The sequence below is a fragment of the Sorangium sp. So ce375 genome, from assembly GCF_051473855.1.
In the GTDB taxonomy this organism is placed as follows: domain Bacteria; phylum Myxococcota_A; class Polyangia; order Polyangiales; family Polyangiaceae; genus Sorangium.
Genome location: NZ_CP150335.1, coordinates 9,509,733 through 9,535,147, shown reverse-complemented (window position 1 = coordinate 9,535,147; position 25,415 = coordinate 9,509,733). Strand labels below are relative to the sequence as shown.

Annotated in this window: 23 protein-coding genes; 5 read left to right on the top strand and 18 right to left on the bottom strand. The window is 69.7% G+C overall.

Annotated features, from left to right (window positions below; translation table 11 throughout):
• Positions 1-6: 6 nt before the first annotated feature.
• The 4 genes from WME90_RS35595 (at position 7) to WME90_RS35580 (ending at position 3,971) form a co-directional block, all read left to right on the top strand.
• Positions 7-810, top strand: coding sequence for a TIGR04290 family methyltransferase (locus WME90_RS35595; RefSeq protein ID WP_437276511.1), 804 nt, complete (start codon positions 7-9; stop codon positions 808-810).
• Positions 807-1,691, top strand: coding sequence for a beta-xylosidase (locus WME90_RS35590; RefSeq protein ID WP_437276510.1), 885 nt, complete (start codon positions 807-809; stop codon positions 1,689-1,691). Before WME90_RS35595 ends, WME90_RS35590 begins: the two co-directional genes overlap by 4 nt.
• Positions 1,692-2,058: 367 nt before the next feature.
• A complete protein-coding gene (locus WME90_RS35585) occupies positions 2,059-2,925 on the top strand; it encodes a PIG-L deacetylase family protein (RefSeq protein ID WP_437276509.1) in 867 nt (288 codons plus the stop codon).
• Entirely contained in the window at positions 2,916-3,971 is a 1,056-nt protein-coding gene (locus WME90_RS35580) for a glycosyltransferase family 4 protein (protein ID WP_437276508.1), read from the top strand. Before WME90_RS35585 ends, WME90_RS35580 begins: the two co-directional genes overlap by 10 nt.
• A gap of 78 nt (positions 3,972-4,049) precedes the next feature.
• Here the strand turns inward: WME90_RS35580 and WME90_RS35575 are convergent, their stop codons facing one another.
• The 9 genes from WME90_RS35575 to WME90_RS35535 all read right to left on the bottom strand — a co-directional run bounded on the left by WME90_RS35575 (position 4,050) and on the right by WME90_RS35535 (position 14,686).
• Entirely contained in the window at positions 4,050-4,520 is a 471-nt protein-coding gene (locus tag WME90_RS35575) for a hypothetical protein (RefSeq protein WP_437276507.1), read from the bottom strand.
• Between the two features lie 68 nt (positions 4,521-4,588).
• Entirely contained in the window at positions 4,589-4,972 is a 384-nt protein-coding gene (locus WME90_RS35570) for a DUF4150 domain-containing protein (RefSeq protein ID WP_437276506.1), read from the bottom strand.
• Between the two features lie 6 nt (positions 4,973-4,978).
• A complete protein-coding gene (locus WME90_RS35565; protein ID WP_437276505.1) occupies positions 4,979-5,629 on the bottom strand; it encodes a DUF3540 domain-containing protein in 651 nt (216 codons plus the stop codon).
• Between the two features lie 7 nt (positions 5,630-5,636).
• Complete coding sequence (locus WME90_RS35560) at positions 5,637-6,728, bottom strand: pentapeptide repeat-containing protein (RefSeq protein WP_437276504.1); 1,092 nt, start codon at positions 6,726-6,728, stop codon at positions 5,637-5,639.
• Positions 6,721-9,870 carry a DUF2169 family type VI secretion system accessory protein gene (locus WME90_RS35555; RefSeq protein ID WP_437276503.1) on the bottom strand — a complete coding sequence of 1,050 codons (3,150 nt, stop codon included), beginning with the start codon at positions 9,868-9,870 and terminating at the stop codon, positions 6,721-6,723. Before WME90_RS35555 ends, WME90_RS35560 begins: the two co-directional genes overlap by 8 nt.
• A gap of 82 nt (positions 9,871-9,952) precedes the next feature.
• Positions 9,953-12,370, bottom strand: coding sequence for a type VI secretion system Vgr family protein (locus WME90_RS35550; protein WP_437276502.1), 2,418 nt, complete (start codon positions 12,368-12,370; stop codon positions 9,953-9,955).
• Between the two features lie 265 nt (positions 12,371-12,635).
• The gene (locus WME90_RS35545) at positions 12,636-13,469 is read right to left on the bottom strand and encodes a hypothetical protein (RefSeq protein ID WP_437276501.1); all 834 of its coding nucleotides are present in this window, start codon (positions 13,467-13,469) and stop codon (positions 12,636-12,638) included.
• 1 nt (position 13,470) lies between these two features.
• Positions 13,471-13,935 (bottom strand): ABA4-like family protein, encoded by a 465-nt coding sequence (locus WME90_RS35540; RefSeq protein ID WP_437283703.1) that lies wholly within the window; start codon positions 13,933-13,935, stop codon positions 13,471-13,473.
• Positions 13,936-14,014: 79 nt separating this feature from the next.
• Positions 14,015-14,686 (bottom strand): TetR/AcrR family transcriptional regulator, encoded by a 672-nt coding sequence (locus WME90_RS35535; RefSeq protein ID WP_437276500.1) that lies wholly within the window; start codon positions 14,684-14,686, stop codon positions 14,015-14,017.
• Positions 14,687-14,884: 198 nt separating this feature from the next.
• On the opposite strand from WME90_RS35535, the gene WME90_RS35530 reads away from it, so the two are divergent.
• A complete protein-coding gene (locus tag WME90_RS35530) occupies positions 14,885-15,112 on the top strand; it encodes a hypothetical protein (protein WP_437276499.1) in 228 nt (75 codons plus the stop codon).
• A 41-nt stretch (positions 15,113-15,153) separates the two neighbouring features.
• Here WME90_RS35530 and WME90_RS35525 read toward each other — a convergent pair whose 3' ends face one another.
• The 9 genes from WME90_RS35525 to WME90_RS35485 all read right to left on the bottom strand — a co-directional run bounded on the left by WME90_RS35525 (position 15,154) and on the right by WME90_RS35485 (position 25,408).
• Entirely contained in the window at positions 15,154-16,119 is a 966-nt protein-coding gene (locus WME90_RS35525; RefSeq protein WP_437276498.1) for a hypothetical protein, read from the bottom strand.
• Positions 16,120-16,243: 124 nt separating this feature from the next.
• Complete coding sequence (locus tag WME90_RS35520; protein WP_437276497.1) at positions 16,244-17,254, bottom strand: UDP-glucuronic acid decarboxylase family protein; 1,011 nt, start codon at positions 17,252-17,254, stop codon at positions 16,244-16,246.
• Between the two features lie 46 nt (positions 17,255-17,300).
• Positions 17,301-18,407, bottom strand: coding sequence for a CgeB family protein (locus WME90_RS35515; protein WP_437276496.1), 1,107 nt, complete (start codon positions 18,405-18,407; stop codon positions 17,301-17,303).
• Positions 18,404-19,540, bottom strand: coding sequence for a CgeB family protein (locus WME90_RS35510; protein ID WP_437276495.1), 1,137 nt, complete (start codon positions 19,538-19,540; stop codon positions 18,404-18,406). The genes WME90_RS35515 and WME90_RS35510 overlap by 4 nt, the downstream gene beginning before the upstream one ends.
• The gene (locus WME90_RS35505; RefSeq protein WP_437276494.1) at positions 19,537-20,673 is read right to left on the bottom strand and encodes a CgeB family protein; all 1,137 of its coding nucleotides are present in this window, start codon (positions 20,671-20,673) and stop codon (positions 19,537-19,539) included. Before WME90_RS35505 ends, WME90_RS35510 begins: the two co-directional genes overlap by 4 nt.
• A complete protein-coding gene (locus tag WME90_RS35500) occupies positions 20,664-21,872 on the bottom strand; it encodes a glycosyltransferase family 4 protein (RefSeq protein WP_437276493.1) in 1,209 nt (402 codons plus the stop codon). Before WME90_RS35500 ends, WME90_RS35505 begins: the two co-directional genes overlap by 10 nt.
• Entirely contained in the window at positions 21,865-23,166 is a 1,302-nt protein-coding gene (locus WME90_RS35495) for a TIGR04295 family B12-binding domain-containing radical SAM protein (RefSeq protein ID WP_437276492.1), read from the bottom strand. Before WME90_RS35495 ends, WME90_RS35500 begins: the two co-directional genes overlap by 8 nt.
• Positions 23,163-24,293: an SDR family NAD(P)-dependent oxidoreductase gene (locus WME90_RS35490; RefSeq protein WP_437276491.1), complete on the bottom strand. Its 1,131-nt coding sequence runs from the start codon at positions 24,291-24,293 to the stop codon at positions 23,163-23,165. The genes WME90_RS35495 and WME90_RS35490 overlap by 4 nt, the downstream gene beginning before the upstream one ends.
• Positions 24,290-25,408 (bottom strand): NAD-dependent epimerase/dehydratase family protein, encoded by a 1,119-nt coding sequence (locus WME90_RS35485; RefSeq protein WP_437276490.1) that lies wholly within the window; start codon positions 25,406-25,408, stop codon positions 24,290-24,292. Before WME90_RS35485 ends, WME90_RS35490 begins: the two co-directional genes overlap by 4 nt.
• Positions 25,409-25,415 lie beyond the last annotated feature (7 nt).

The following is a 25,415-nucleotide window of genomic DNA, read 5'->3' as shown; positions in this document are numbered from 1 at the left end:
GGCGCCATGGAGAGGTGCGTCGGGGAAGCGGCGAAGTGGACGCGGGAGCAGATCGAGGAGCGCGTGCGCGGGCTCGGGCCGTGGTTCCACAACATCGATCTCGGCGGGGTGAAGACGGCGCCCGATCATTTCCTGGGCGACTATCCCGCGTTCAAATGGCGGGGCTTCGCCCACGCCGTCCCGGCGGATCTCACGGGCAAGACCGTCCTCGACATCGGCTGCAACGCCGGCTTCTATGCGCTCGAGATGAAGCGGCGCGGGGCGGCGCGCGTCCTCGGGATCGACAGCGACGAGGACTACCTGGCGCAGGCGCGCTTCGCCGCGGAGGTCTCCGGGGCGGACATCGAGTTCCGCAACCTCTCCGTGTACGACGTCGGCAGCCTCGGAGAGCGCTTCGATCTCGTGCTCTTCATGGGCGTCCTGTACCACCTCCGCCACCCGCTCCTGGCGCTCGATCTGCTCCACGAGCACGTGGTCGGACACACGCTGGTCTTCCAGAGCATGCAGCGCGGCAGCGCGGAGGTGGCGCCGCTCGAGGGAGATTTCCCCTTCTCCGAGGAGCGGATCTTCGACGAGGCAGGTTATCCCAGGCTCCATTTCGTGGAGCACAGCTATGCGCACGACCCGACAAACTGGTGGGTGCCCAACCGGGCCTGCGCGGAGGCGATGCTGAGGAGCGCCGGCTTCGACATCGTGGACCACCCCGAGCCCGAGGTCTACCTGTGCCGCCGGCGCGAGAGAGGCGACGGCCGTCCGCCTGGCGCGGTCTACCCGGCGAGGCGAGCTTTGGTGAAGGGAGAGCGGGCGTGATCGAGGCGGTGATGCTCTGGAACGAGCCCAACAACAAGTCGCACTGGGATTTCGAGATCGATCCCGAGTGGACGACGTATGGCTCCATGGTGAAGCTCGCCGCGGACGCGATCCGGAGCGAGCGGCACTGGCTGCTTCGGGTGCTGGGCGGCATCTCGCCGATCGATCCTGGGTTCATCGCCAACATGGACAGGCAGGGCGTGCTCGAGCACGTCGATGTGGTCGCGGTGCACGGCTTCCCCCTCGACTGGAACCACTGGCAGATCCACGAGTGGCCCAGGAAGCTCGACGAGATCCGCGCGGTGACCGACAGGCCGCTCTGGATCACCGAGATCGGCGTCTCGACGTTCGGCGCAGAGGAGGTGCAGGAGTTCGGTCTCAGGCGGAGCGCCGAGCTGCTCCGTGGCAAGGTCGAGCGGATCCACTGGTACAGCCTCTATGATCTGCCGCGCGCGTGGCCGGCGACGACCCGGCACCGCGAGGCCGAGGGCTCGTCGTATTACCGGCATTTCTACATGGGCCTGCTCCGCGAGGACGGGACGCCCAAGCGCGCGCTCCGGCTCTTCCCGGAGTACACCCCTGAATTCGGTCTATGCCAGTGGTTCCACTTCGAGGACCACCGGCTCGACGACGCGGTGGCGTGGCTGAAGGAGCTCGGGGTGCGCCACCTCCGCACCGGCCTGAGCTGGGCCGACAGCTTCCGCCCGGGCGCCGAGGCGTGGTTCGACCGGCAGATGAAGGCGCTCGAGCCGTTCGAGGTGACCCTGACCTACTGCTTCACCCCGGAGCACGCCGGCATCCGGCCCCACCACACGAGCCCCCCGCAGCGGATCGAGGAGTTCGCCGAGTTCTGCGCCCGCATGACGCGACGCTACGGATGAGACGACGCCATGCGTAACCATGCGTAACTACGCGTAAAGACATGCGTCATCTGCGTAAAAGGTGCGTAAAATATGCGTGATTCATGCGTAAAATGTGCAAAAATGTGCAAAAGAGACGAGCTTCGGGCACGTGCCCGCTCGTCTGTCCGCGTCTTACGGGCCCGTCTGGCGCGCCGCGTCGCCGTTTGGTAATGTGAAGGTCGCTGAGTCCTGCGTCAGGACGACCTGACCGGTTGCACTCCAGGTGGCTCATGTCCCACGTCGCGAGCACGCCGAAGCGAAAGAGAAGACCCGAGGAGCACCGCGGCACCCCGGGGGGACGACCGGGGCCGCGCAGCCGGCGCGCGGGGGCCGTGGAGGCGCTGCGATGAACCTCGCCGTGCTGCGTCGTCAGGGCCCCTCCGCCCAGGAGCTCGCGTGGCCGCCGTTCTCGTGGCTCTCGTCGGGGCGGGCGCCGCGCTGTCTCGTCGTGCTCGCCCATCCGGACGACGAGACCATCGGGCTCGGCGCGAGGATCGGCCGGCTCAGCCCGATCGAGGTGGTCCACGTGACCGACGGGGCGCCCCGCGACGAGCGCTTCGTGCCGGCGGGCCTCGCCGGCATCGGGCGCGAGCGCTACGCCGCGCTCCGGCGCGACGAGGTGACTCGCGCGATGGCGGTCGGCAACCTGCCCGCGGGGCGGCTCAGGTGCCTCGGCGCGGTCGACCAGGAGGCCATCGAGGAGGCGCCGAGCATCACCCGCCGGCTCGTCGAGCTGTTCGCCCGGACGCGGCCCGAGGTGGTGTTCACCCACCCGTACGAGGGCGGCCACCCGGATCACGACGCGGCGGCGCTCGCCGTCCACGCGGCCGCGGTGCTCGCCCTCTGGAACGGCGTCACCGCACCGCTGATCTTCGAGGCGGCGTCGTACCACGCCGCGCGCGGCCGCCTCCTCACCGGCGAGTTCATCGCGCACCCCGGCGTCCCCGAGATCGCCCTCCGCCTCTCGGACATAGAGGCGTCGCGGAAGCGCGCCATGCTGGCCTGCTTCGCCAGCCAGCGGGAGGTGCTCGCCCCGTTCGGCGCGGAGGCCGAGCGCTTCCGGCCGGCGCCTGCCTACGATTTCCGCAGGCCCCCGCACGAGGGCCCGCTCCATTACGAGCGCCTCGGCTTCCCGATCGACGGCGCGCGCTGGCGGCGGCTCGCGGCGAAGACGCTCACGCTGCTCGGCCTCGAGCGTGAGCTGTGCCTCTGACGGTCCTGCTCGTCGGTTATCCGCTCGCCCCCGTGGGTCCGGACGCCGTCGGCGGCGTCGAGCAGGTGCTCTCGATGCTCGACGAGTCGCTCTCGCGCGGCGGCCACCGGTCGGTCGTGGTCGCCCCGGAGGGCTCCGCGTGCGCGGGGACGCTGGTCGCCACGCCGGCGCCTCCGCCGGCTGCCGTCCTCGACGAGGCCGCCAAGGAGCGGGCGTGGATGCATCACCGGAGCGCCATCGCCCAGGCCCTGGACAGGTATCCGATCGACCTCGTCCACATGCACGGCGTCGATTTCGAACGCTATCTCCCCGAGCCGGGCGTGCCGGTGCTCGCGACCCTCCATCTCCCGCCGAGCTTCTATTCGCCTGCGGTGTTCTGTCTCGAGCGGCCGGGGACGTTCCTCCACTGCGTGTCCGCGACGCAGCGGCGCGCCTGTCCCGAGGAGGCGCGGCTCCTGCCGGAGATCACGAACGGCGTCCGGCTGGAGCACTACCGGCCGAGGCGGTACAAGCGCGGCTTCGCGCTCGCGCTGGGCCGGATCTGCCCGGAGAAGGGCTATCACGTCGCGGTCGAGGCGTCGGTCCGCGCCGGCGTGCCGCTGCTCATCGCCGGCCAGGCGTTCGGGTACGAGGAGCACACGCGCTATCTCCGGGAGGTCCTGCTGCCGATGCTGCGCGGGCCCGGGCCTGTGCGGCGCTTCATCGGCCCGGTGGGCCTCGCCCGGAAGCGCCGCCTGCTCGCGGCGGCGCGCTGCCTGCTCGTCCCCAGCCTTGTGCAGGAGACCAGCTCGCTCGTGGCCCTGGAGGCGCTGGCCTCGGGCACGCCGGTGATCGCGCTGCGCGGCGCCGGCGCGCTGCCGGAGATCGTCGAGCACGGCCGGACGGGGTTCCTCGTGGACGGCGCAGCGGAGATGGCCGACGCGATGGCGAGGGTGGACGGGCTCGACCCGGCGGACTGCCGTCGCGCGGCCGAGGAGCGCTTCTCGGCGGCGACGACGGCGGCGGCGTATCTCGAGACGTACCGCCGGATCCTGCGCGAGGGGTGAAGCGTCAGGTCACCGTGCTGGAGGATGGAGGACGACGCTCGCGGCCTCCGGCCCCGCCGCGGGCATCCCACGAGCCCCTCAGCGAGCGTTGCAGGCGAAGACGTGTTCGATGGCGTCCACGCACATCTGCTCCGCCACCTCTCGGGTGACCCGAGACAGCACCCGGAACCGCGTGAGCTCGGTCAAGGTCTGGTACACGTTGACCTCGGCGATCACCTCTCCGTCACCCGCGGCCTCGGCGCTGTAGAAGAGGCGGATCAGGTTGTTCGCGTTCGCCGGCACGCCCCGGAGCAGGAGGTGAAACTCGATGCTGGGGGTCTTCTCGCCCACGTCATGCTCGATCCGGTAATCGTGGCCTGACGAGGCGAGCTCACCGCCGATGGCCTCGAACGTGGGAACGAAGATGTCGGCCAGGATCCGACGGAATTCATCAATGAAGATCTGGCGCCGATCCGGCGGGTTGGAGCCGCGTGTGCCCCGGCCCAAGCGATCGCCGAATTTCTTTTGAATGATCCCGAGGCGGATGCGGGTAAGCTCATCGATGGCCACGTGGGTGTCCCTCAGCGGTCAGAACAGGGCGGGATCTTGAGGCGCTCTCGCGGACGACCGAGCGGCCGTCATTTGAGCAACAGAACCTTGAACTGGCTCGGGACGATGGTCGTCCCGTTCAGATTGATCTGATTCTGAAGGCCCGTACAGCTGAGTCGCACCGCCGGTTTTCCCTGGAAGATCACCCCGCGAACGGGGACGAGGTGCCTCCGGGGGCCCATGTTGCGACGGGAGACCACGCCACCGAGGATCCCAGGGTTATCGCCGGAGGATAGGGGGATGCTGGTCGTCACGGTGTGGGCGAAGCCGCGCCCCAGGACCACCTTGTACGCGACGCCCGTCGCCATGCTATTGGATGCAAAGTTCGGATAGGGGACAGGGATGTTCGGCGGATTGAGGCAGACATCCGGAATGCCAAAGTTGAGCCCACCGCCCGAGGTCGTGGCAAACATGTCCTGTCACCCTACCTGGATCTGGTCGCCGTCGATTTTGACGAGGTGCGACGCGGTGATCTTGGCGTTCTCGCTGTGGATGGCGAGGTTGCCCTTCGCCGCATAGTCGATGCGCTCGGCGCGCACATGGTCCGCCTCTTCCACGATGCGGTAGGAGCGCTTCACCCTCTGCGACAGCCGTTCGAGCGCCGAGTCGAGGCTCCGGCCGATCAGCTTGGCCCGGTCGACCTCCCCGCGCGCCATCTTGCTGACGAACGAGAACAGCTCCAGCGCGACGTGCCCCTCCTTGGCCTCGACACGGAAGGTCGACGCGGCCATCGAGAGGTCTTTGCCGGACACCACGTGGACACCGTCGGGCGCCGCGAGGTCCAGCGAGCCGCTCCGCGAGCGGATCTGGAGATCCCCTTCGGCGACGAGGCGCGAGGGAGCGCCTTCCTCCCGCTCGAGCACGGCGAGGATGTAATGCGTGCCGTTCACGGAGGTGAGGAGCACCAGGTCTCCGGTGGCAGGCTCCAGCAGGCAGCTCGTCGCGCGCCTCGCGCGGACCTCGCCGTGCTCGGTCTCGACGATGTACGCGGAGCCGTCGAACCGGAGCACGGCGCCGTGTTCACCGTCGGCTTCCCGCTTGTATTGTCTCGTTCTTGCTGCGCTCTGCATGGTTTCCTCATCCGTGAGGGGTGCGTTGACTGCCGGCAGGCCTGCCAAGCACGTTGGCCTGCCAGTCTTCTGCTTCCTTGAGCTCCTGGTCGTCGCCGTAGGCCAGCGCCTTGTCCGCCGGCCAGATCGTGTCCTTGTCCGTCACACGATGGAGCCGCGCGCGCGCCACCGTCGCACCGGAAAAATCGGCGAGAGACACGTCGGCATGGGAGAGGTCTGCATGGCGCAGGTCTGCCTGGCAGAAGCGGGCCCCCGCGCAGATCGCCCGGTGCCAGACGCTCATCTCGAGCCGCGCGCCTGAGAGGTTCGCGGCGCTGGCGCGCGCGTCGACGAAGATCGACTGGCTCAGGTCGGCCTGGGTGAGGCTCGCGTTCATCAGGGTCGCTTCGACGAAGTCCGCCTGCTGGGCGATGGCTCCATCCAGTCGCGCCCCGGTCAAGTTGGCGCCCTTGAAGCTGCAGTTCGTCAGGGTGGCCCCTGAAAAGTCGCAGCCGTGCAGGTCGGCGTTGGTGAACAGCGTCCTCGTGAGGTCCATCCGCCGGAGGTCCTTGGGCCCCAGCCGCACCTCGATCAGGATCGCCTCCACGAGGGTGATCCCCGTGAGGATGGCGTGGGACAGGTCCTGACGGAACAAGACCACCTTGGTCAGGTTGGCGTGGGAGAAATCGGCGCCTTCGACCTCGGCCTGAAACAGGCTGGCGTCGGTCAGGTCGGCGCGGACCAACCGGGCGTTCTTGAGCGTGGCATGGTCGATGGTGGCCGACGAGAGGTTCGCTCCTGTCAGATCGGCCGATTCGAGGTCCACGCCCGCGAAGCTCGCTCCGACGAGCGAGGCGTCGGCGAGCACGGCCCCCGCGAGCGTGCAGTCCATGATGGTGCCAAGGTGGAGATCCAGTCCCTTCAGGTTGGCTCCCGCGAGGTCACAGCGGTGAAAGATCGCCTCGCGCACCTTGACGCCCGCGAGGTTCGCGTCGGTGAAGCGGACGTCCTCGAAGATGCCGCCGGAGAGGTCGAGGCCCGACAGGTCGAGGCCCGACAGGTCCAGCTCCGAAACGACCTCTCCCTGTTCAATCAGCTTGCACAGCGCTTCCCTATCCATGCTGCCTCTCGGCCGGTATCACCCTGAGTCGCTTGAGGTTGGCGCCGGCAAAGCTCGTGTCGTCATCTCCGACCATCCGGTCGGCGCACACGCCAAACAGGTTGGCTCTCACGAACCTGGCCCCCCGGACACAGGCATGGTTCATGATGCTCAGCCGCAGGTCGGCGGCGTAGAGCGACGCCTTTGTGAGGTTGGCTCGGGTCAGCACGGCCTCGGTGAGGTTCGCGCGATCCAGGCTCGCCTCCGTCAAGTCAGCCTCATCGAGCAGCGCGCCCCGCATGTCGGCGTCAGAGAAGTCGCTTCCGACGAGGCTCGTCCCCATCAGGTTCGCGCCGGTGAGCGTCGCGCCGGCGAAGTCTGCGCCCGCGAAGGACGAGCCCTGCACGCTCACGAGGTCCTTCGCCATCGCGTTTCGGAAGACGGCGCGGTCGCCCTGGGCGGCGATGAAGGTGGCGGCGCGCAGATCGACGCCGGTGAAATCGACCTCTGTCACATTCACCTCGTTGAAGGTGCACTCCGAGAGCCGCGCGCCCACGAGGCGCGTTCCCGTGAGATCCACGTTCTGGAACGTCGCCTTTTCCGCGACGACGTACTCCAGGTTTGTGTCGCAGAGATTGGCCTCGGAGAGGTCCGCGCCCGAGAGGTTGGCGCCGGCGAGATCCGCTCCCCAGAGGTCAGCCTTGACGAGCACGGCCTCGCCGAAATCGACGCCTCCCGTGGCCTTCACGTCGCGCAGGCACGCCGAACCCAAATTGGCCCCATCGAGCCTGGCCTCCGAGAGATCCGCGGCCTCCAGGGTTGCGTGCGCCAAGATGGCCCTCGTGAGCTTCGCCTTTCGCAAGATGCTCCCGGTGAGGAAGGCCGACTCGAGATTGGCGTCCTCGAGGTCGATCCCCTCGAGGTCGAGGTGAGAGAGGTCGGCGCCCGCGAGGTCGCACCCCGCAAAGCTCCGCCCCTCCTTGAGACCGGCCTCCACCTCGCGGCGAAGTCGCAGGGACTCTTCGCTGCCCAGGGGCGCGGAGGCCGCCAGGAGGTGCGCGAGCCGCGGCCCGTCTTCGCCCCACCCGCCGAAACGCGAAGCCTTCTCGTCGAGCTCCTCCGCAAACGCGAGGTCATCCTCGTCCGCGGGCTCACCGCCCCAGGCCTCGTCCCCTGCCAGGGGGGCTCCGGCTGGCTCCTCGGGCAGGGCGTGGGCCATCTCTGGCGCCTCGTCGGGGAGGTTGTATGTGGCGTCGAGGTCCGCGTCACCGGCGCCCCGGGTCTCGTCCTCGAACGCTCGCCAGTCCAGCGATGACACGAGCTCTTCGGTGTTCTCTGGCGCAACGCCCTCGCTCGTCAGCGACCGCCGCACGCGCTCGCGGACCTCAGACATCCTGAGCTCGCCCGGGCGCTCGGCGGCGTTCTGGCGCGCCTTCGAGAGCAGCGCCCCCATGTCGACCCCGTGCGCCTCTAGCCCGCTGCCGAGCTTGCTCTCGAGCAAGCTGACCAGGGCCTCGTCGGGTTCGTCCGATTCCTCGAGGGACGCAAGGTCGTCGGAGGGGTCTTCCTGGCCGAGGTGCGCCTCTGGATCGATGCCATGGTCCCGCAGCTGCTTTTTGCCCCATTCCATGAGGGCATCCTGCTGGCGAAGCGCTTCGGCGTCCTCGGCGTCGTCTTCCAGGGTGGGGATCGCCGCCGAGGCCGCAAACGCGATGGCCTCCGGGTCGTCCTCGTGGCTCACCCCCGTGTCCGCCCGGGGCCACGCGAGGCGCTCCTCTGCCTCCATGCCCTCTGGGATGTTCGCGGGTTCCTCCGCCTCTTCCTCGTCGCCTGTGGCGTCGAGCCGTCCGGGGTCGCTCTCCATCTCGGCGAGCTCGGCGTCGATCGCCTCGACGTCGAGGTCGCCTTCGAGCTCGGCCTCGGTCGGCTCGGCCTCGGGCTCCGCCATGGCTTCGCCTTCGTGGACACCCGCAGCGACGACGCCGGCGCCGGCCGCAACGGCGGCCGCGCGCCTGACGGATCGAGCCGGGGTACCTCCCAGAAACCCGTGCCGCCTCAGCCTTGACGCAAGCCCGGAGAGCTGGTCATCGGGCAGCGGCGGCGCCTCCGGATCCTCGGGCTCGGGCATGAGCACGTCATCTTCGTCGTCCGGGAGATCAGGATTTCGGGGCCCGAGCCGGGGGGTCAGGTAGTCATGGTAATACGCGGCGGGCCTGGGCGCGCCCATGGCTTCGCAGGCGACCAGCACGGCCACCACGTCCTTTGCGTCGTCCTCGGAGATCTCGATGCCGCCGCGAAAGAGAGCGACTCCCCGCTCGCGGTGCGGGAACAGACGCACTGTATCGAGCTTCATCGCGGGCTCGCGGATCACCACGCCGTCGCTCGTCTCGAGGCAGACGAAACATCGGCTCGCCACCGCGGGGAGGGAGCCCTCGATCCGAGGCTTGTCGGGGTGCATGTTCTCGACCACGAAGGCCTCGTCGCCCCGGAAGAAGCCGTCGATCTGCTGGTCGTCCGGAGCCATGCTGAAGAACGCTGGGTCCAGATCCCGCGCGAAGCCAGGGAAGCACTCGTTACGCCACGCTGCGTCGTGGGTGCCGATCTTGGAGAACCTCTGGGGCCAGGTCAGGTCGTAGCCGTCGAGACCGGCGGGCGTCGGCGAGTCGCTGCGCGCGTGAATGAGGTGCTTGGGCGACTCGATGTTGGGGAGCGCCGCGCTCCTGTCGCCGTGGCCCTTGCCCAGCGGGTTCCTGGCGAGACCAGCCCCGCCAAAGGCGTTCTTCCAGGTGACGGGCATCTCGGTGAACGGCGCCGGATCCGACATGCCGAGCACACCCCACGTCCGGTCGCCGATGACGTAGAGGCTCTTGTCGATGGGCCCGAGCTGGACGCGGACCGAGCTCGCGGGGCGAGCGGCGCGCCCCGGCGGATAGCAGCGGCCCGTGACGAGGAGCTCGCCCCGCGTCTTGGGGTTGAACTCGTCGAGGCGGCCATCGTCGCCGAGCTCCTCCGTGACCATCTTCCAGACCGACGGCTCATAGAGCAGGCGGGCCGGTCGGTCGTAGGAGAAGCCCACGAACGTGGTGACCAGGAGGTGCGGGGTGCGCTGGTTCATGAAGACCCTCGGCACCACCCCGAGGCGCATGGGTTTGACGATTTTCATCCGACGGGCTCCAGGGTAGCGGGCTCGATGGATCCTATGACTCGGCGGTGGGCGCGAGCCTGTTCCTCGCTCGATGGGCGGATTATTTCAGGATGTGCAAGTCAGCGTTCGAGAGGCCGAGTCGAGCCTTGATCGTCAGTATCTCGGCCGAGGCCTTGTAGCCCTTTGCCGAGATCTCTGCTGCGTTCAACTTCTTTATCTCCAAGGGGGCACGCTTGAACGCCAGCCCCTTGATGTTCTCGTACTTCGTTCCGTTGATGACCTCGACGCGCGACCCGATCTTGGTCGTGTAGAGGCCTGTTATCTTGCTCTCGGCGGGGCCTTGGATGGTGCTCGAGCTCGGTCCATAGACCGTGGTTTTCCGGGGGCCATAGATCTTGGCGGTGTTGCCGCCTCTGATCGTCTTCGAGCTCCCCCCCGCGTGAACGGTGGTCGTTCGCCCTGCGTAAAAGTTGCTGGTGGCATGGCCGCGGACGTCCGTGCGCCGGGTCCCGTTGACATCGGTCTCGCTGGTGCCGTTGATCGTCGATTTGTTCGATACGAAGACCGTCGTCTCTCGCCCGTTGAAGAAGGTGCTGTCGTCCTTGCCTCTGATCTGGGTGTTGCGCTTCCCCATGATGCGCAAGCCGCTGTTGCCCCTGATGGTGGCGCTGCGATCGCCCACGAGCATGAACGTGTCATCGCCCCCGATCTTCGTGGTCCGGTTTCCCTTGATGGTGGTTTTCCGGTTTCCAGCGACGGTCGTCTTTTCACTGCCAAAGATGGTCGAGTGGCGATAGCCCAAGATCACGTTCTGCGCGTATCCGGCGATGAAGTTTCCGGCGTATCCCCCGGTGATGCTCAGGCGGAACCCGCCCACGATGTTCTCGGAGATGCCCACGGTGATCGCCGTTCGGTTGCCGCCCACGATGTTCTCGGAGCTGCCACCGATCCACGTAAAAGCGTGCCCTTCCGACTTGACCTCGTACGACGATCCGCCGTTGGGCGCCCCCATCCGGATGTAGGTGTTGTCGTAAGGCGTCGACAGCGTGACCCGCTCTTGCCCGGCCTGGTCTTCGAGCTCGAGCCGGTTCCGCCCGCCCGTCTGGATCACGTTCCGCGTGTTGTTCCCCGACGTGACCGGGCTCGGCGTGAGCGCGTTGGGCGCGACGCCGACGATGGCCGGCCTATCGGGATCGCCCCCCTCGAACGCGCACATGACCTCGACGCCAGCGCGCAGCGGGAAGTGGAAGCCCTCGATGCCGCCGCCGTGGGGCTGGAGCATCCGGACCCAGGTCGACGCCTTTCCCCCGCTCAGGTCGCTCTCGTCGAAGTGGAACTTGATCCGGTAGCGACCATGGGTGTCGATCTGCGCGTACTCGCTCACCGCCGCCCCCTCGACGATCGCGATCTCGGTGCCGTAGATGCGCGGCCACTCGGTGACCTGCGGCGCGCGGAACTGCGTCGTCACGGGGATGGCCTTGGCCTCCATGCGGTAGTTCTCGGTCCACGTCGCGAAGTCGCGGAGCTCGGGCATGTCCGGGGCCTGGTTGGACCAGTGCTCGACCTCGATGGTCAGGTACTTCGTGTTGAACGCGGCCCGCGGGTGGTCCTCGATCTCGAAGGTATACCCGGGGACCACCGTCGCTGCCTTGCCCATCGCCTGGTACACGACGCCGGTCGCGGAGAGGCTCTCGGCCTTGATCCGCGCGAGCCGCGCCCCGTCGCCCGACGAGAAGAACCGCGCGCCGTACAGGCTGACCTCGCCGAAGCCGCTCGGGCTGACAGACGCCTGCCCGGTGACCGGTACGGCCGGCGTGGCGTAGTTGTAGTCCTTGAGGCGGACGGTGCCGGGCATGGCGTCGTGCCGGCAGGTGAAGGCGTGGAAGGTGTCCTTCGCGGTGTTGGCGCCGCCGGGTTGCGGGTAATACCGGATGGGCTTGCCGCCGTGCGGCTGATGGGCCGACTTGTCATCGACCAGCACCAGCGTCTCGCCGCCCTCCCCATGCTCGAAGTAGTAATAGATGCCTTCGCGCTCCATCCACCGGGCGACGAAGGCATAGTCGCTCTCGCGGTACTGGCAGACATGCTCTTCGGCGGTGTAGGAGCCCTGGAGCTGGAGGGCGCAGTCCGTGACGCCGCCCTTTTGAAGGACGGCTTGAATGATCGTCGGGATGGCCTGCAAGGTGAAGACACGGCTGTGAAACGACATGGCCAGCATGGCGAGGCGCGGGACCATGGTGGCCCGGAAGACGGACCGACCGGCGAACTCGTTGATGAGCTCGATGCTTCCGAGGACGCCGCTTCGAAGGAAGGGCTCGCCGCCGTCGCTCCGCTCCAGGGAGATGCTCACCGGCTGCCCCACGGCCGCGGCCATATCGAAGCTCTGGCCGACATCGTTTGTCATCACCAGGTAGAGCTCGAAGCGATAGGGCTTCGAGACACCCTCGGTGCCATGAAAAGCCACAAGCTTGGTGGAAGAGGGCAGGGCGCTGGATTGGACGACAAAATTGTCGGGCATGGCGAGCCTCACGGGTCAGGAAAAGCGGCAAGCGCAGACGAGCTGGAGAGTCTAGACGGAATTTGTGTCAATTGTGTGGCGTGGCGCCTGCTTGTTGTTGTCTATCGGTGACAATGGCGCGACGGGCGCGTTGCAGGCGACGTCATTGGCTTGACGGCCCCCTGCTCGCGCCCATCGTTACGCGCCATCGTCGGCGGTCCGCGCCGGCTCGCCTCTTCGCCTCTTCACCTCCAGCCGCGCAGGACCGCCGTCCTCGCGCGGCGCGCTACATCCGAATCAGCGGTCGCCCTGCGAGGGCCGTCAGGAAGAGCGCCAGGGCGACGGCGCCGTAGCCGACGCCGAACGCGAGGACCCATCGCACCGCCCGCCGCGGGCGCGTCGCCGACCCCGACGCCCGGGCCGACAGCCAGGCGCCGAACAGCGGGACGGCTTGCAGCGCGTGCATCCCGAAGAAGTGGGCTATGCGCAGGTCACCCCCGCGCGTGCTCCAGTTGACGACGGGGAGCCCTGGCCCGCCGTCCGCGACGCCGACGCTGTGCGCGTTGTGCGCCGACATGAAGCCGCCTTCAGCGCAGGCCAGCAGGAACAGGAGGAGACCCAGCCGGATGCCCCAGAGGTAGGGGGCCGGCAGCGGGGGCCGCGTCGTCCAGAACCTGTACGCGAGGTACGCCGCGAGCGCCGTGTTCACAAGGATGGCGATGCCCATGAGCGCGAAGATCACGCCGTCGAACGGGGTCGATTGATTGAAGTGCGACGCCACTCCCCGCGCTGCCTGCGCGGTGATCGCGATCATCTCGAAGCTCACCAGCGCCACCGTGCCCCAGACGACCGCTCGCCGGCCTCTCGGCGGGAGCGCGACGTCGCCGACGAGCCAGTTGATCGTCAGCAGGTAGACGGCGATCGACGCGGCGAATTTCGCCGGCTTGATCCACGGGTTCACCCCCATCACGAGGCGCGCGTCGAGCGGGGCGACGGCGAGCAGCAGGACGAGCAGCGCGACGTGGGCGACGGCCGCCGTGAACAGGACGGGGCTCCGCCGGACGAGCTCCTCGATCGAGCGAGGGAGCTGGAGCGAGGTGCTCAGCGAGCGCGCGCTCATGTCAGGCCACCTCGGCGCGGCGCTGCCCCGCGGTCTCGCCGGCGGCGCGCGCCGACCGAGCGGCCATCGCGCGGACGGCGAGGTAGAGCGAGAACCCCAGCGGCCCGAGCATGAGCGTCAGATAGAGCACCGGGGCCATGAGCCACGGCGAGAGATCCCGATCGCGGCTGTCGAGGTACACCCACCGGCCCACGAAGAGGTCGAACGCGAGGAAGTGAACCCAGCCGATCGTGGCGCCCGCGGGCGAGCCGAGCAGCGCGGCGACCGCCGCGAGGCTCGGCTGGTTGACGATCGGCAGCACCTCGCGGAGGACCGGGATGACGAGCGCCGTGTAGAGCAGCGCGGGCGCGAGGACCACGAGCGGCGACTCCATGATCCGCCGCGTCCATCGAGCGCGGGGCAGAAAAATCATCAGGAACCAGAACGGCATCACGAGGAGGCCACTCAGTCCAAAGACCCTATCCATCATACCCTCCACCGGCTGCGGTTTGTAACGATGAAACTATTAGTAACAGTGTTAACTTCGCAGGAAAAAAAGAGAGCGATCAGGGGCGCAGGCCGCGGACCATCATCTTCATGGCGATCTCCATGGTCCGGGCGACGTCGTCGGCCGTGAAGCGGCCGCGGTCGGCCAGCCCGAGGGCGGTGATCCCGTGGACGAGGGCCCAGACCACCTGGCTGTGGCGCTCCACGTCGCCGCGCTGCATCGCGCCGGCATCCATCGCCGACGCGACCGCCTTTTGCAGCACATCGAACGAGTCGATCATCGGCTGCTGCCGCGCCTTCCGCTGGTCGAAGACGAAGTCGAAGCGCTGCATGAACATCAGCCGGTAGTGCACCGGGTTGTCCATGCCGAAGCGAACGTACGCGGCGCCGAGCGCCTCGATCCGCTCGATCGGGTCCGCCGTGCTCTCGGCGGCCGCGACGAGCGCCCGCTGGAACTCGGTGAATCCCTCGTGGACGATGGCGAACAGGAGATCGTCCTTGTCCTCGTAATAGCGGTAGATCGTCGTCGCCGAGTAGCCGATGCGCTCGGCCACCTGGCGCATCGAGAACGCCTCGTACCCCTGCTCCAGAAACAGCTCGCCCGCCGCCGTCAGGATCGCGCCCCGCAGGTTCTCCTTCTGCTGCTCGCGGCGCTGCAAGCTCGACGCCTGCAGGCGCTCGGCCTGGGTCGTGTCGCGGGTCTTCGTGGTCCTCGGGCGCGTGTTCGCCATGTCGGTGTCGTCCGGCCGCCGGGCGGCGCCGTCGCCGCTCCGCGGGTCGTCGTTCGTAACAGTGTTACTTTTTATAACAACAAACCGTAGGCCGTCAAGGATCGTTTCTCGAGCGCCTTGCGTCGATCTTCCAGGCCTCGCGAGCCCACGGTCACCGAGCGAGCCCCCACGCCTCTCCGAGGTGGCGCTGCCTTCGGGGTGCGCTGGTACTGGATCGTCGATCCGCAGCTCCGGAGCATCAAGGTCCTCGAGCGCGGGGCAGATGGGCGCTATACCCACGCGCTCGACGCGACCGATGGGAGCGTCGATGTGCCCGGGTGCGAAGGACTCCGCCTGGGTCTCGGTGCGTTGTGGGAGGAAGTCGACCTGCTCGGCGCCGAGGAGGGCGGAGCTCCGGAGGAAGAGCAGGAGAGCTCGCCGCCGTAGCCTGCCGGCGGCGCCTCACGGCGCCGCCGAGCCGCCCCTCGTCAGTTCACGGTGGGCTCGAACTCCACACACGCCTCTTCGATCGCCGCGAAGGCGTTCGTGAGGCCGTCCTCGAGGTGCCCTTCGCAAAGATCCCAGAAGAAGCCACGGCCGTCGGCGGCGAAGCTGTTCACGAGCTCCTGCATGGCATCGGCTTCTTCCGCGTCCCCATAAGCGCCCGCGCACTCTCGCTTCCCGGCGATGCCGAGGAACACGACGTTCTTTGCGTCGCCCTTCACGGCGACGAGCCGATCGTGGATCTGCTGCGGCCTCTGGCGCGGGATGGGCTGCTCGTCCTCGTCGGTGATCGCGACCACCACGAGCAGCGCGTCGTTGCGCACGAACCCAGCGTTCTCCTCGGTCGAGAACGGCGGCTCCAGCGCGGCGGCGACGGCGGACGCGGGCTGTTCGTCGTCGCTGTCGCCGGTGCACTGGACGTCGTCCGCGTAGAGATCCGCGACGCACTGGAACTCGCGCGTGAGGTCCGTGCTGGTGCTCTCCATCCACGCCTTTCCGCTCTGGAACGAGCACTCGCCCGCGGCGCCGCGCGTGTGGAAGTTGGCGGGAAGGGGACAGGCGTCCAGCACGGCCGCGCGGAAGTCCAGGATGCCATCGATATTGAGCAGCGCCTGCGCGAAGGCCGGGAATACGACGTCGCGCATCGACGCCTTCTCCTCATCCATGCTCGATGAGTTGTCGAGCGCGAACACGACATCGACGTGCTCGCACCCCTTGCGGTTCGCGCCGTTGCCTCCCGCCCCGCCGGTCGGGCTGCCGGACCCGCTGCCGGAGCCGACCCCCTCGCCGAAGTCACTACCGCCTTGGCCGAAGGGACCACCCTCCTGTCCGCCGCCCGAGTTCGACCCGGTCGGCGATCCGCCGGTATTGCTCGTGCCCGAGTCGCCGCCGCAGCCCACGAGACCCACCGTCGCCGCGCAGAGCGCTGCACACCATGCCCTGAGATCCATCCCGCTCTCCTTCTCCTTCAGGGCGCCGTGCCCCTGCCGTTCGCCGCACGGCCATGTGCGACAATCGGGCGTCAGAGCGCTGACGGTATCATGAGCGCCGCACCGACTCCACGGCCGGTTCAGCTCATCCGTTCGCCGCTCGAGGCAGCGGTGCGTCATCGTCGGATGCCGGGTGCCCAGGTGCGCGATGGCCCAGCCCGAGGGCCGTCCGGAAGCCCTCTATCGTGCGGCGCAGACCCGTCCTCAACGGCACCTTCGGCTCGAACCCGAGGACCCGCCGCGCGCGGTCGATCACCGGCTGCCGCTGCCGCGGATCGTCCTCCGGGAGCGGACGGAACACCACCCGACCGCGGCTCCCGGTCAGGTGGAGCACCTCCTCGGCGAGCTCAAGCACCGTGAACTCCTCGGGATTGCCCAGGTTTACCGGGCCTGTCTCGACAGGGTGCTCCATGAGCAGGACGATGCCCTCGATGAGGTCGTCTACGTAGCAGAAGCTGCGTGTCTGTGAGCCATCGCCGTAGACTGTGAGATCCTCGCCCTGGAGCGCTTGTACGATGAAGTTTGACACCACCCTACCGTCATCGAGCGCCATCCGCGGACCGTACGTGTTGAAGATCCGCGCCAGCCGGACCTCGACGCCGCGGCGACGGTGGAAGTCCATCACAAGCGATTCGGCGCAGCGCTTCCCCTCGTCGTAACAGGAGCGGATCCCGATCGGGTTCACCGCGCCCCGGTAGCTCTCCGGCTGGGGGTGGACCTCGGGATCGCCGTAGACCTCGCTTGTCGACGCCTGGAAGACCCGCGCCCCGCAGCCCTCGGCGAGCTTCAGCGCGTGGAACGCGCCGACCACGTTGACCATCGTGGTCCGGACCGGATCGCGCTGGTAGTGCGGCGGGCTCGCCGGCGAGGCGAGGTTGTAGATGCGGTCGACGTCCAGCTCGTACGGCTGCGTGACGTCGTGCTCCACGAACCGGAAGCGCCGGTGAGAGAGGAGATGGGCGACGTTGACCCGCGAGCCCGTCGAGAGATCGTCGAGCGCGACGACCTCGTGGCCCTCCCGGATCAGCCGATCACACAGGTGGGAGCCGACGAAGCCGGCGCCCCCCGTCACCAGGATGCGCAGCGCAGCGCTCATGTGTCTCTGACCTTTCTCTCCAGGTCGACTTCCCACGTCGACGTCATCATCCCCGGTCCTCTGGGCGCTCCTGTTCGCCCCGCTCGTCGAGCAGCTCCCGTGCGTACCTCTCGAGCGCCTCGGCGCGGTGCGCCGCGGTGTGCCGGGCGAGCACGCGCTCGCGCGCCCGCTGGCCGATCGCGATCCGCTCCCGCTCCGGGAGCTCGCGGAGCAGGTGGAGCACCTCGTCCGAGGAGCGGGCCACGAGGATCTCCTTGCCGGGCTCGAAGAGCTCGTCGAGCCCCGGCCAGTCGTCGCTGATCACCGGCACCCCGCAGGCCGCGGCCTCGAAGAGGCGCACGCTCGGCGAGTACCCGGCCTCGATCATGTCGCGGCGGGTGACGTTGAGCGTGAAGCGCTGCGCGCCGTAAAAGCCGCGGTGCTCGCCCGGCGGGACGTGATCCGTGCGGTCGACGTTGGTGGGCCAGCCGAGGTCCGCCGGGTACTGCGGCCCGGCGACCACGAAGCGACCCCGCCCCCAGCGGCGCGCCGGCGCGACGAGGAGGCGATCCAGCGTGGGCTGGCGATCGGCGCTGTAGGTGCCGAGGTAGCCGAGATCCCACCGGGGCGACGCGCGCTCGGGGAAATACTCGTCCGGATCCACCGAGCAGTAGAGCGGGCGCGCCCGCTTCGCGCCGTGGCGGCGCTCGAGCCGCTCGAGCGTCGGGCCGCCGGTGAACGAGAGGTACAGGTCGTACCGCGGGATCAGCGCCGGAGACAGGTACGCGGCGCCGCCGCGCTCGATCTGCTTGAGCGTCACCGGCGTGTCGATGTCGTAGAACGCGGTCTTCCCGCGCGCCGTCGCCGTCACCCAGGCGCCGATCTCGGCCCCGTCGGGCACGTAGGATCCGACGACCACCATGTCCGCGTCGCGGATCGCGCCCGCGAAGCGCGCGCGGAGATCGTCGAGCCCAAGGTAGAGCTCGGTCCGGCCGTACGGCGGGCTCGGGAGGTCGCGGTTCTCCGCGTAGAACGAGAGGTCCCGCTCCAGGAACAGCACGCTGTGCCCCCGTTGGGCCAGCCGCCTGAGCAGCCCGCGGTAGGTCGTCGCGTGGCCGTTGCCCCACGACGAGGTGATCGACAGGCCCAGGAAGACGAAGGAGATGGGCTTCACGGGGCGATCGCGGTGAGGGTTCTGCCGTCGGGGCGCGCCAGCAGCGCCTCGACCTGCCTCGCGCGCTCGGCGTACGTGTGCTCCGCGAGCACGCGCTGCCTCGCCGCCCTGCCGATGGCGCGGGCCCGCTCGGGCGTGAGCGTCCGCAGGATCTCCGCGACCTCATCGCCGCTCCTGGCGACGAGCACCTCGCGCCCGGGCGCGAGGAAGAGCTCGATCCCCTCCCACGCGTCGGTGATGAGGCACGCGGCCGCGCCCGCGGCCTCGAACACCCGGGTCGCCGGGGAGAAGCCGACCGACGCCATGCTGTCGCGGGCCACGTTCAGCACCGCGCGGGCGCCGGCGTTGAAGGCGTTGTGATCCGCGGTGTAGACGTGCCCGACGTACCGGACGTTCGGGGGCATCACCTTGTCCTGCCAGCCGCTGCCGCCCAGGAGGAAGCGGAGCGCAGGGAGCGCGGCCGCGGGCCGGAGGAAGAACTCCTCGACGCGCCGCTCCCGGTCCGGGAGGCGGTTGGCGAGGAGCGCAAAATCGCAACAAAATCGAGGGTCTGGCGCGACCTCGAAGTGGGTCTCGGGGTCGAGCGCGTTGTAGATCGGCACGCAGCGCCGCGCGCCGAGCGCCTCGTAGCCGCGCACCACCGGGTCGCCGCCGCCGTAGGTGAAGACCAGGCCGTAGCGCGGGATGAGCGCGCGGAAGGGATCCGACGGCGCGGCGCGGACCCGCTCGAGCGTGGCCGGGGCGTCGACGTCCCAGAAGATCGTCGTGAGCCCCGGTCGATCGAGCGCGGCGACCTCGGCCTCGAGGAGCTCGTCGAAGACGCCGACGCCGCTGGCCTTGACGACGACGTCGGCGCTCCTGGCCTGCTCGACGAGCCGCCTGGGCTCCGCCGGGTCCGTGCCGGAGTAGACAACGACGCGGGCCCACGGCGGATCCTCGATGTCGCGGTGCTTCTGCCGGTCGTAGGCGTCCGGCTCGTGAAAGGTGATGCGGTGCCCTCGCGCCGCGAGGGCGCGGAGGACGCCGCGGTAGTAGGTGGCGGCGCCGTTCCAGTAGGCCGAGACGAGGCTCGATCCGAAGAAGGCGATGTCGAGCGATCGGCTCGGGGTCGGGCGTCGGTTGCGTCGGTTCATGACGTGGCTCGCTGGGTTGAGGCGGTGGGCGCGGGGCGGTCGACCTCGACGCCGAGATCGGCGGAGATGCCGAGGAGCTCGTCGACCCGGTGGGCGCACGTGTGGCGCGCGAGGATCGTCCTGCGCCCCCGCTCCGCCAGCTCGGCGGCCAGGGCGGGCTCGGCGAGGAGGGCCGCGAGGTGCCGCTTCATCTCGTCGCCGTCCCGGGCGACGAGGTAGTCGAGCCCGGGTGAGAACAGCCCCTCGGCGTCGCTCCACGGCGAGCAGACCAGCGGGATGGCGCACGCCATGGCCTCGAACGGCCGGATGGTCGGTATCCCCGGGAGCGAGGCGACGTAAGGCCTCCTCGGGACGTGGACGGTCACCTTGGCCCGCGCGAACGCCTCGGGCGCGCGGTAGTTGGGGAGCCAGCCCCGGTGCTCGATGCCGGCCGCGTCGAGCGCGGCGCGGGCGTGCTCGGGGTAGCGCACCCCGTACACGCGGGCGGAGAGGCCGAGATCGCGCGCCGGGCCGATCAGGAACGCGTCGAGCTCCCGGGTGCGTTCCTCGTCGCCCCAGTTGCCGATCCACACGAGATCGCGCTCCGGCCGGGCCCCGCGGACCGGGCGGAACACCCGGACGTCCGCGGCCTCGTGCCAGACGAAGGCCCGCCGGGCCCAGCGGCGCGCGAGGTAGATGTCGCGGATCACCCGGCCGAAGGCGAGGACGCCGTCGTAACGGGCGAGGTCGTAGCGGGCCATGGCCCCGGGATCCGTGATCGACCGGTGGTGCGTGTCGTGGAAGAGCAGCCGGTACGACGCGCGTGCCCGGTGCGCGCCGATGCGGGCGACAAGCTCGGGCTCGCTCCACTCGTGGACGATGACAAGCGAGGCGCCCTCGAGCGCTTCGTCCAGGTCGAGCGAGGCGAGGTCGTAGCGGATCGGAGCGACGCGCGGGTAGACCTCCCTCACCTCGCGCAGCGGCGCCTCGCCGTGATCGGCGACGAGGTTCTGGAGGCTCCAGGCGTCCCTCGGCTCGAAGGCGCGGACCTCGTGCCCGCGCTCGGCGAGCTCGGTGACGACGCCGCGGAGGAAGTGCGCGTTCCCGTGGTTCCAGTCGGAGAGCAGCGAATGGCAGAACAGGGCTATGCGCATGGCGCGCTCGCCTTCCTCTGCCTCTCGGGGGTCGCGGCGGCACCCGACGCGGTCTCGCGCGTCTCGCGCGACGGCGAGCGCTCCCCGCCGGGCCCACGCCGGAGGAGCTCGCCGTAGAGGCTCAGGTAGCCGCGGGCCATCCGCCGCGGCGAGAAGTCGAGGGCGCGGGCGCGGGCGCGCGCGGCCATCTCGCGCCGCGCGCCGGGCGCGTCGATGAGCGCCCGGAGCGCGCGCCGGAGGGCCTCCGTGTCGCCGGGATCCACGTAGAGGGCCGCGTCCCGCCAGACCTCGCGCAGGCTGGGGATGTCGCCCAGGACCAGGGCGCACCCGGAGAGCGCCGCCTCCAGGACCGACAGGCCGAACGGCTCGTAGCGGGCCGGGTGAGCGTAGATCGACGCGTGGCCGAGCGCGGCGGCGACGCCGGACGGCGAGAGCACGCCGAGGCGCTCGAGCGAGGGGAGGGGTGTCGCGCCCGCGTCCCCGCCGGGGCGGACGTCGCTCCCGGCCACCTGGACAGGCCAGGGCAGGTGAGGGGCCACCTCGCCGAGCGCCTCGATGTTCTTGGCCTGGTCCCAGAGCCGCCCGACCGCGAGGACGAGCTCCTCCTTGGGGCGCGGGGCGAACCGCTCGGGATCGGCGGCGTTCGGGATCACCACCGCCCGCGCGCCCTCGGGGAGCGGGCCGTGGTGGTGCAGGAGGGCGTCGAGCATCGCCCGGGTCGGCGCCACAACCGCCGACGCGGCGGCGAGCCCCCGCGCGACCTCGCGCCGGTAGCGATCGTACCGAGGCGGCGCCTCCCCGCCGAGGACCGCGGCCCACCAGGAGAGCACGCACGAGTGGGCCACCACGACCTTCGGGGCGCGGAAGCCGAGGGCGCCGTGCGCATAGCCGTTCAGGTGGATCACCGCCGGGCGGACGCGCTCTTCGAGCTCGAGGAGCCAGTCCCCGGCGCGCGCGACGTCGTCCCAGGGATCGTCCATCCACTCGAGCCGGAAGGAGCTCTCGAACACGGCGAGCCCCGGCACGCGGCCGGCGGCCTCGCGCTGGGACGCCGAGAGCGGCCCGCCCAGCGTGGCGAGCGACGTCCGGACCCCGCGCGCCGCGAGCGCGCGCGAGAGCTCGATCGCATAGGAGAAGACGCCTCCCACCGTGTCGGCGGTCATCAGGACGGAGCCTGGGCCGTGCGGGAGGTCAGCCATGGCCGGGGGGCGCGATCTCCAGCGCGGAGAGCGGGAGAGGGCGGCTGTCCTGGAGATCGCTGAAGCGATCGAACCGATCGAGGTAGTGCGCGACCGAGCGCTCCCACGCATCATCGTCGGGGGCGCCCCAGCGCGTTGTGTACTCGGGCGAGCCCGGGTAAGGGAACATCGGCACCGGCTCGTTCGCCCACACGCCGTGCTGCTGGAGCCGCTCACGGAAGGCGGCGACGTCCGCGGGCTCGTCCGTGGGCGACAGGATCAGGTTCGCCTGGACGAAAGGGACGCTCTTCTTGGCGTGGATCAGCAGATCACCGAGCTGCTCGGTCGAGAGCTTGCAGCGCTTGGCCAAGAGGCTCCTGCCCTCCGGGGTGACGCTCTCCACCCCTGCTTCGATCGACACGCACCCTGCCCTCCCGAGCAGGTCGAGCATCTCCCGGCTCCAGTTGTCGACGCGCATCTGGACGCCGAACGACACCGGGCGATCCACGAGCGCCTCGAGCAGCGGGCGATCGGGGAGGAAGATCTCGTCGATGAAATAGACATAACGAACGCCCTGGGCGATGAGCCCGTCGAGCTCGTCGAGGAGCACCTCGAGGGGGCGTTTGCGGTAGCCGTCGCGGAAGTTGTCCTTCGCGCAGAAGGTGCAGTGGTACGGGCACCCTCGGGACGCCTCGATCTCGGCGCCTGGGCCGATCGGCGTCGTGTCGAAGCGGTGGTGGTGGTGGGCGTGGCGCGCCACCGTGGCCTCTTCCCAGCGGACGGCCGGCAGCCGGCCCATGTCCGACGCGCGCGGGCCGCCCTGCACGCGCGCCTCCTCGCCTTCCAGAGATGCGATGGAGTCGATCTCGCCCCAGCGCGATCGCGGGCGATCGGCGAGCTCCACAAGCACGTCCTCGCACTCGCCCATCACCACCGCGTCGACCCCGAGCTTGCGCAGGGTGGCGCGTGGGGTGGTGGAGGCGTGGGGCCCCACGGCGAGCCGGAGCCCTGGCAGACCGCGGAGCGCATGGAGCGCCTGCTGCGGGACGCGGAGCTCGGGCGGGGCGCAGCGCCAGAAGAGGTAGCTCGGCGCGGTGGTCACAACGATGGCGTCGGCGCGGAGCGCGGCCACCTCGCCGCGGAGGGCGTCGTGGGTGAGGCTCCGGGCCTGGGCGTCGACGATGGTCGCCTCGTGCCCCGCGGCCTCGAGCAGCGCCCTGGCGTAGCCGTACTCGAGCGGCAAATGAGGCTCGCGGCAGCCAAAGTAAATGCTCCCCTCGAAGCTCCACGCCGGGTTGACGAGCGCGAGCCTCACGGGGCGCCTCGCGTGCACGGCTCCGTCGCGGCCTGGCCGGCGGCGGCCTTCCCGGCGCCGGTCGCCTCCGCCATCTCTCGCAGCCAGCCGTGCAGCCTGCGCACCCCTTCGCGGACCCGGACGCGCGGCCACCACCCCGTGGCGGCGGAGAACCGGCGGCAATCGGAGACGTAGTACCGCTGATCGCCCGGCCGCCACGCCTCGAAGCCGATCGCGGGGCGCTTGCCGTCGAGCTCCTCGATGAGGTCGAGCAATTCGAGCAGGCAGAGGGTGTTCTCCGGGCCCCCGCCGATATTGAACGCCGACGCGGAGATCTGCCGGATGTCCCTGCGGGCGAGGAGGAAGGCGTCGACGAGGTCGTCGATGAAGAGCACGTCCCGGACCTGCATCCCGTCGCCGTAGAGGGTGATCGGCTCCCGCCGGAGCGCCTGGAGGAGGAAATGAGCGACCCACCCCTGGTCCTCTGTCCCGAACTGGCGAGGACCGTAGATACAGCTCATCCGGAACACCGCCGCGGGGAGCCCGAACGTGCGGGCATAATCGATGACGTACTGGTCCGCCGTGCCCTTCGAGCAGCCATAGGGGCTGTGGAAATCGAGCGGGCGGGCCTCGGAGACGCCGGAGGCCCGGAGCTCGGGATCCGCCGGCTCGTATCGCCGCGCGCCGCACGAGAGCGGGACGTCGGGGAGGCCGCCGTATACCTTGTTTGTGGACGTGAAGAGGAGCGGCGGCGGGGCGCTCTCGGCGCGGATCGCCTCCAGGACGTTGAGCGTCCCCCGGGCGTTGATCTCGAAGTCTTCCACCGGCTGGACGAGGCTCGTCGTCACGGCGACCTGGGCGGCGAAGTGGAAGACGCTGGAGGCGCGCCGGACCGCGGCGGCGACCGCGCGGGCGTCCCTCACGTCGCCGGTGATCAGCGTGACGCGGTCGCCGTGCGTGCGCCTCAGCCACTCGACGTTGCGCGCCACCGAGGGGCGGGAGAGGTTGTCGAAGAGGATCACCGCCTCTCCCGCCTGGAGCAGGCGGTGGGCCACGTTGGCCCCGACGAAGCCGGCGCCGCCGGTGATCAGCGCCGGGCGTCCTTTCGCTCCGGTCGCGCCGCCCGGGTCGAGGGCCGCGGCGCTCATACCGTCAGCCCCCGGGATTCCAGCTCGGCGCGGGCCTGGGCGACAGCGTCCTTCGCCACCTGCCCCTCGAGCCAGTCGGCGAGATCGCGGAGCCCCTCCTCGAGCGAGACCCGGGGCGAATACCCGATCTTCTGCTGCGCCGCGCCGATGTCGGCAAAGCAGTGTCGGACGTCGCCCAGCCGCGCTCTCCCGACGATCTCGGGCTCGATACCGTCCTTCCCCATCGCCTCGCGGACGCGCTCGGCGACCTCGCGCACGGTGTACGACCGCCCGCTGCCGATGTTGAGCACCTGGCCCACCGCGGCGTCGGCGCCGAGGGCCAGCACGCAGGCGCGGGCGACGTCGGTGACGCTCACGAGATCGCGCCGCTGCAGCCCGTCCTCGAAGATCACGGGGGGACGGTCGTTGAGGAGCCTGGCACCGAAGATGGCGAGGACGCCGGTGTACGGGTTGGAGAGGGCCTGACGGCGGCCGTACACGTTGAAGAAGCGGAGGGCGACGGTCGGGATCTGGTAGGCGCGCCCGATCATCAGGCAGAGCCGCTCCTGGTCGTACTTGGAGAGCGCATAGACCGACTCGAGCGACGGGGGCTTGGACTCGGGGGTCGGGATGGGCACGAGCGCCTCGCCGGCCTCGCTCCGGACCTCCCAGTCGCCGCGCCTGAGCTGCTCGAGCGGCCGGCTCGCGCCGGGGACCACCGCGCCGGAGGCCGTCCGGTAGAGCCCCTCGCCATACACGCTCATGCTGGAGGCGACGAGCAGCCTCGAGACAGGCTTCTCGGCGAGCTCCTCGAGGAGCACGGCGGTGCCGACGTTGTTGATCGCGGTGTACTCCGCGATCTTGTACATGCTCTGTCCGACCCCGACCATCGACGCGAAGTGGATCACCGCGTCCACGCCGCGGAGCGCCGATTTCACCACCTCCCGGTCGCGGACGTCGCCCACGATGAGCTCGACTTCCGGGTCGAGGTACGCCGGACGGCGGCGCTCGGGGCCGTGCACCTGGGGAACCAGGCTGTCGAGCGCCCGGACGCGAACCCCCTGGCGCAGGAGCTCGTCGGCCACGTGAGAGCCAATGAACCCCGCTCCACCGGTGATGAGGACGTGACTGGTCATATGCCTC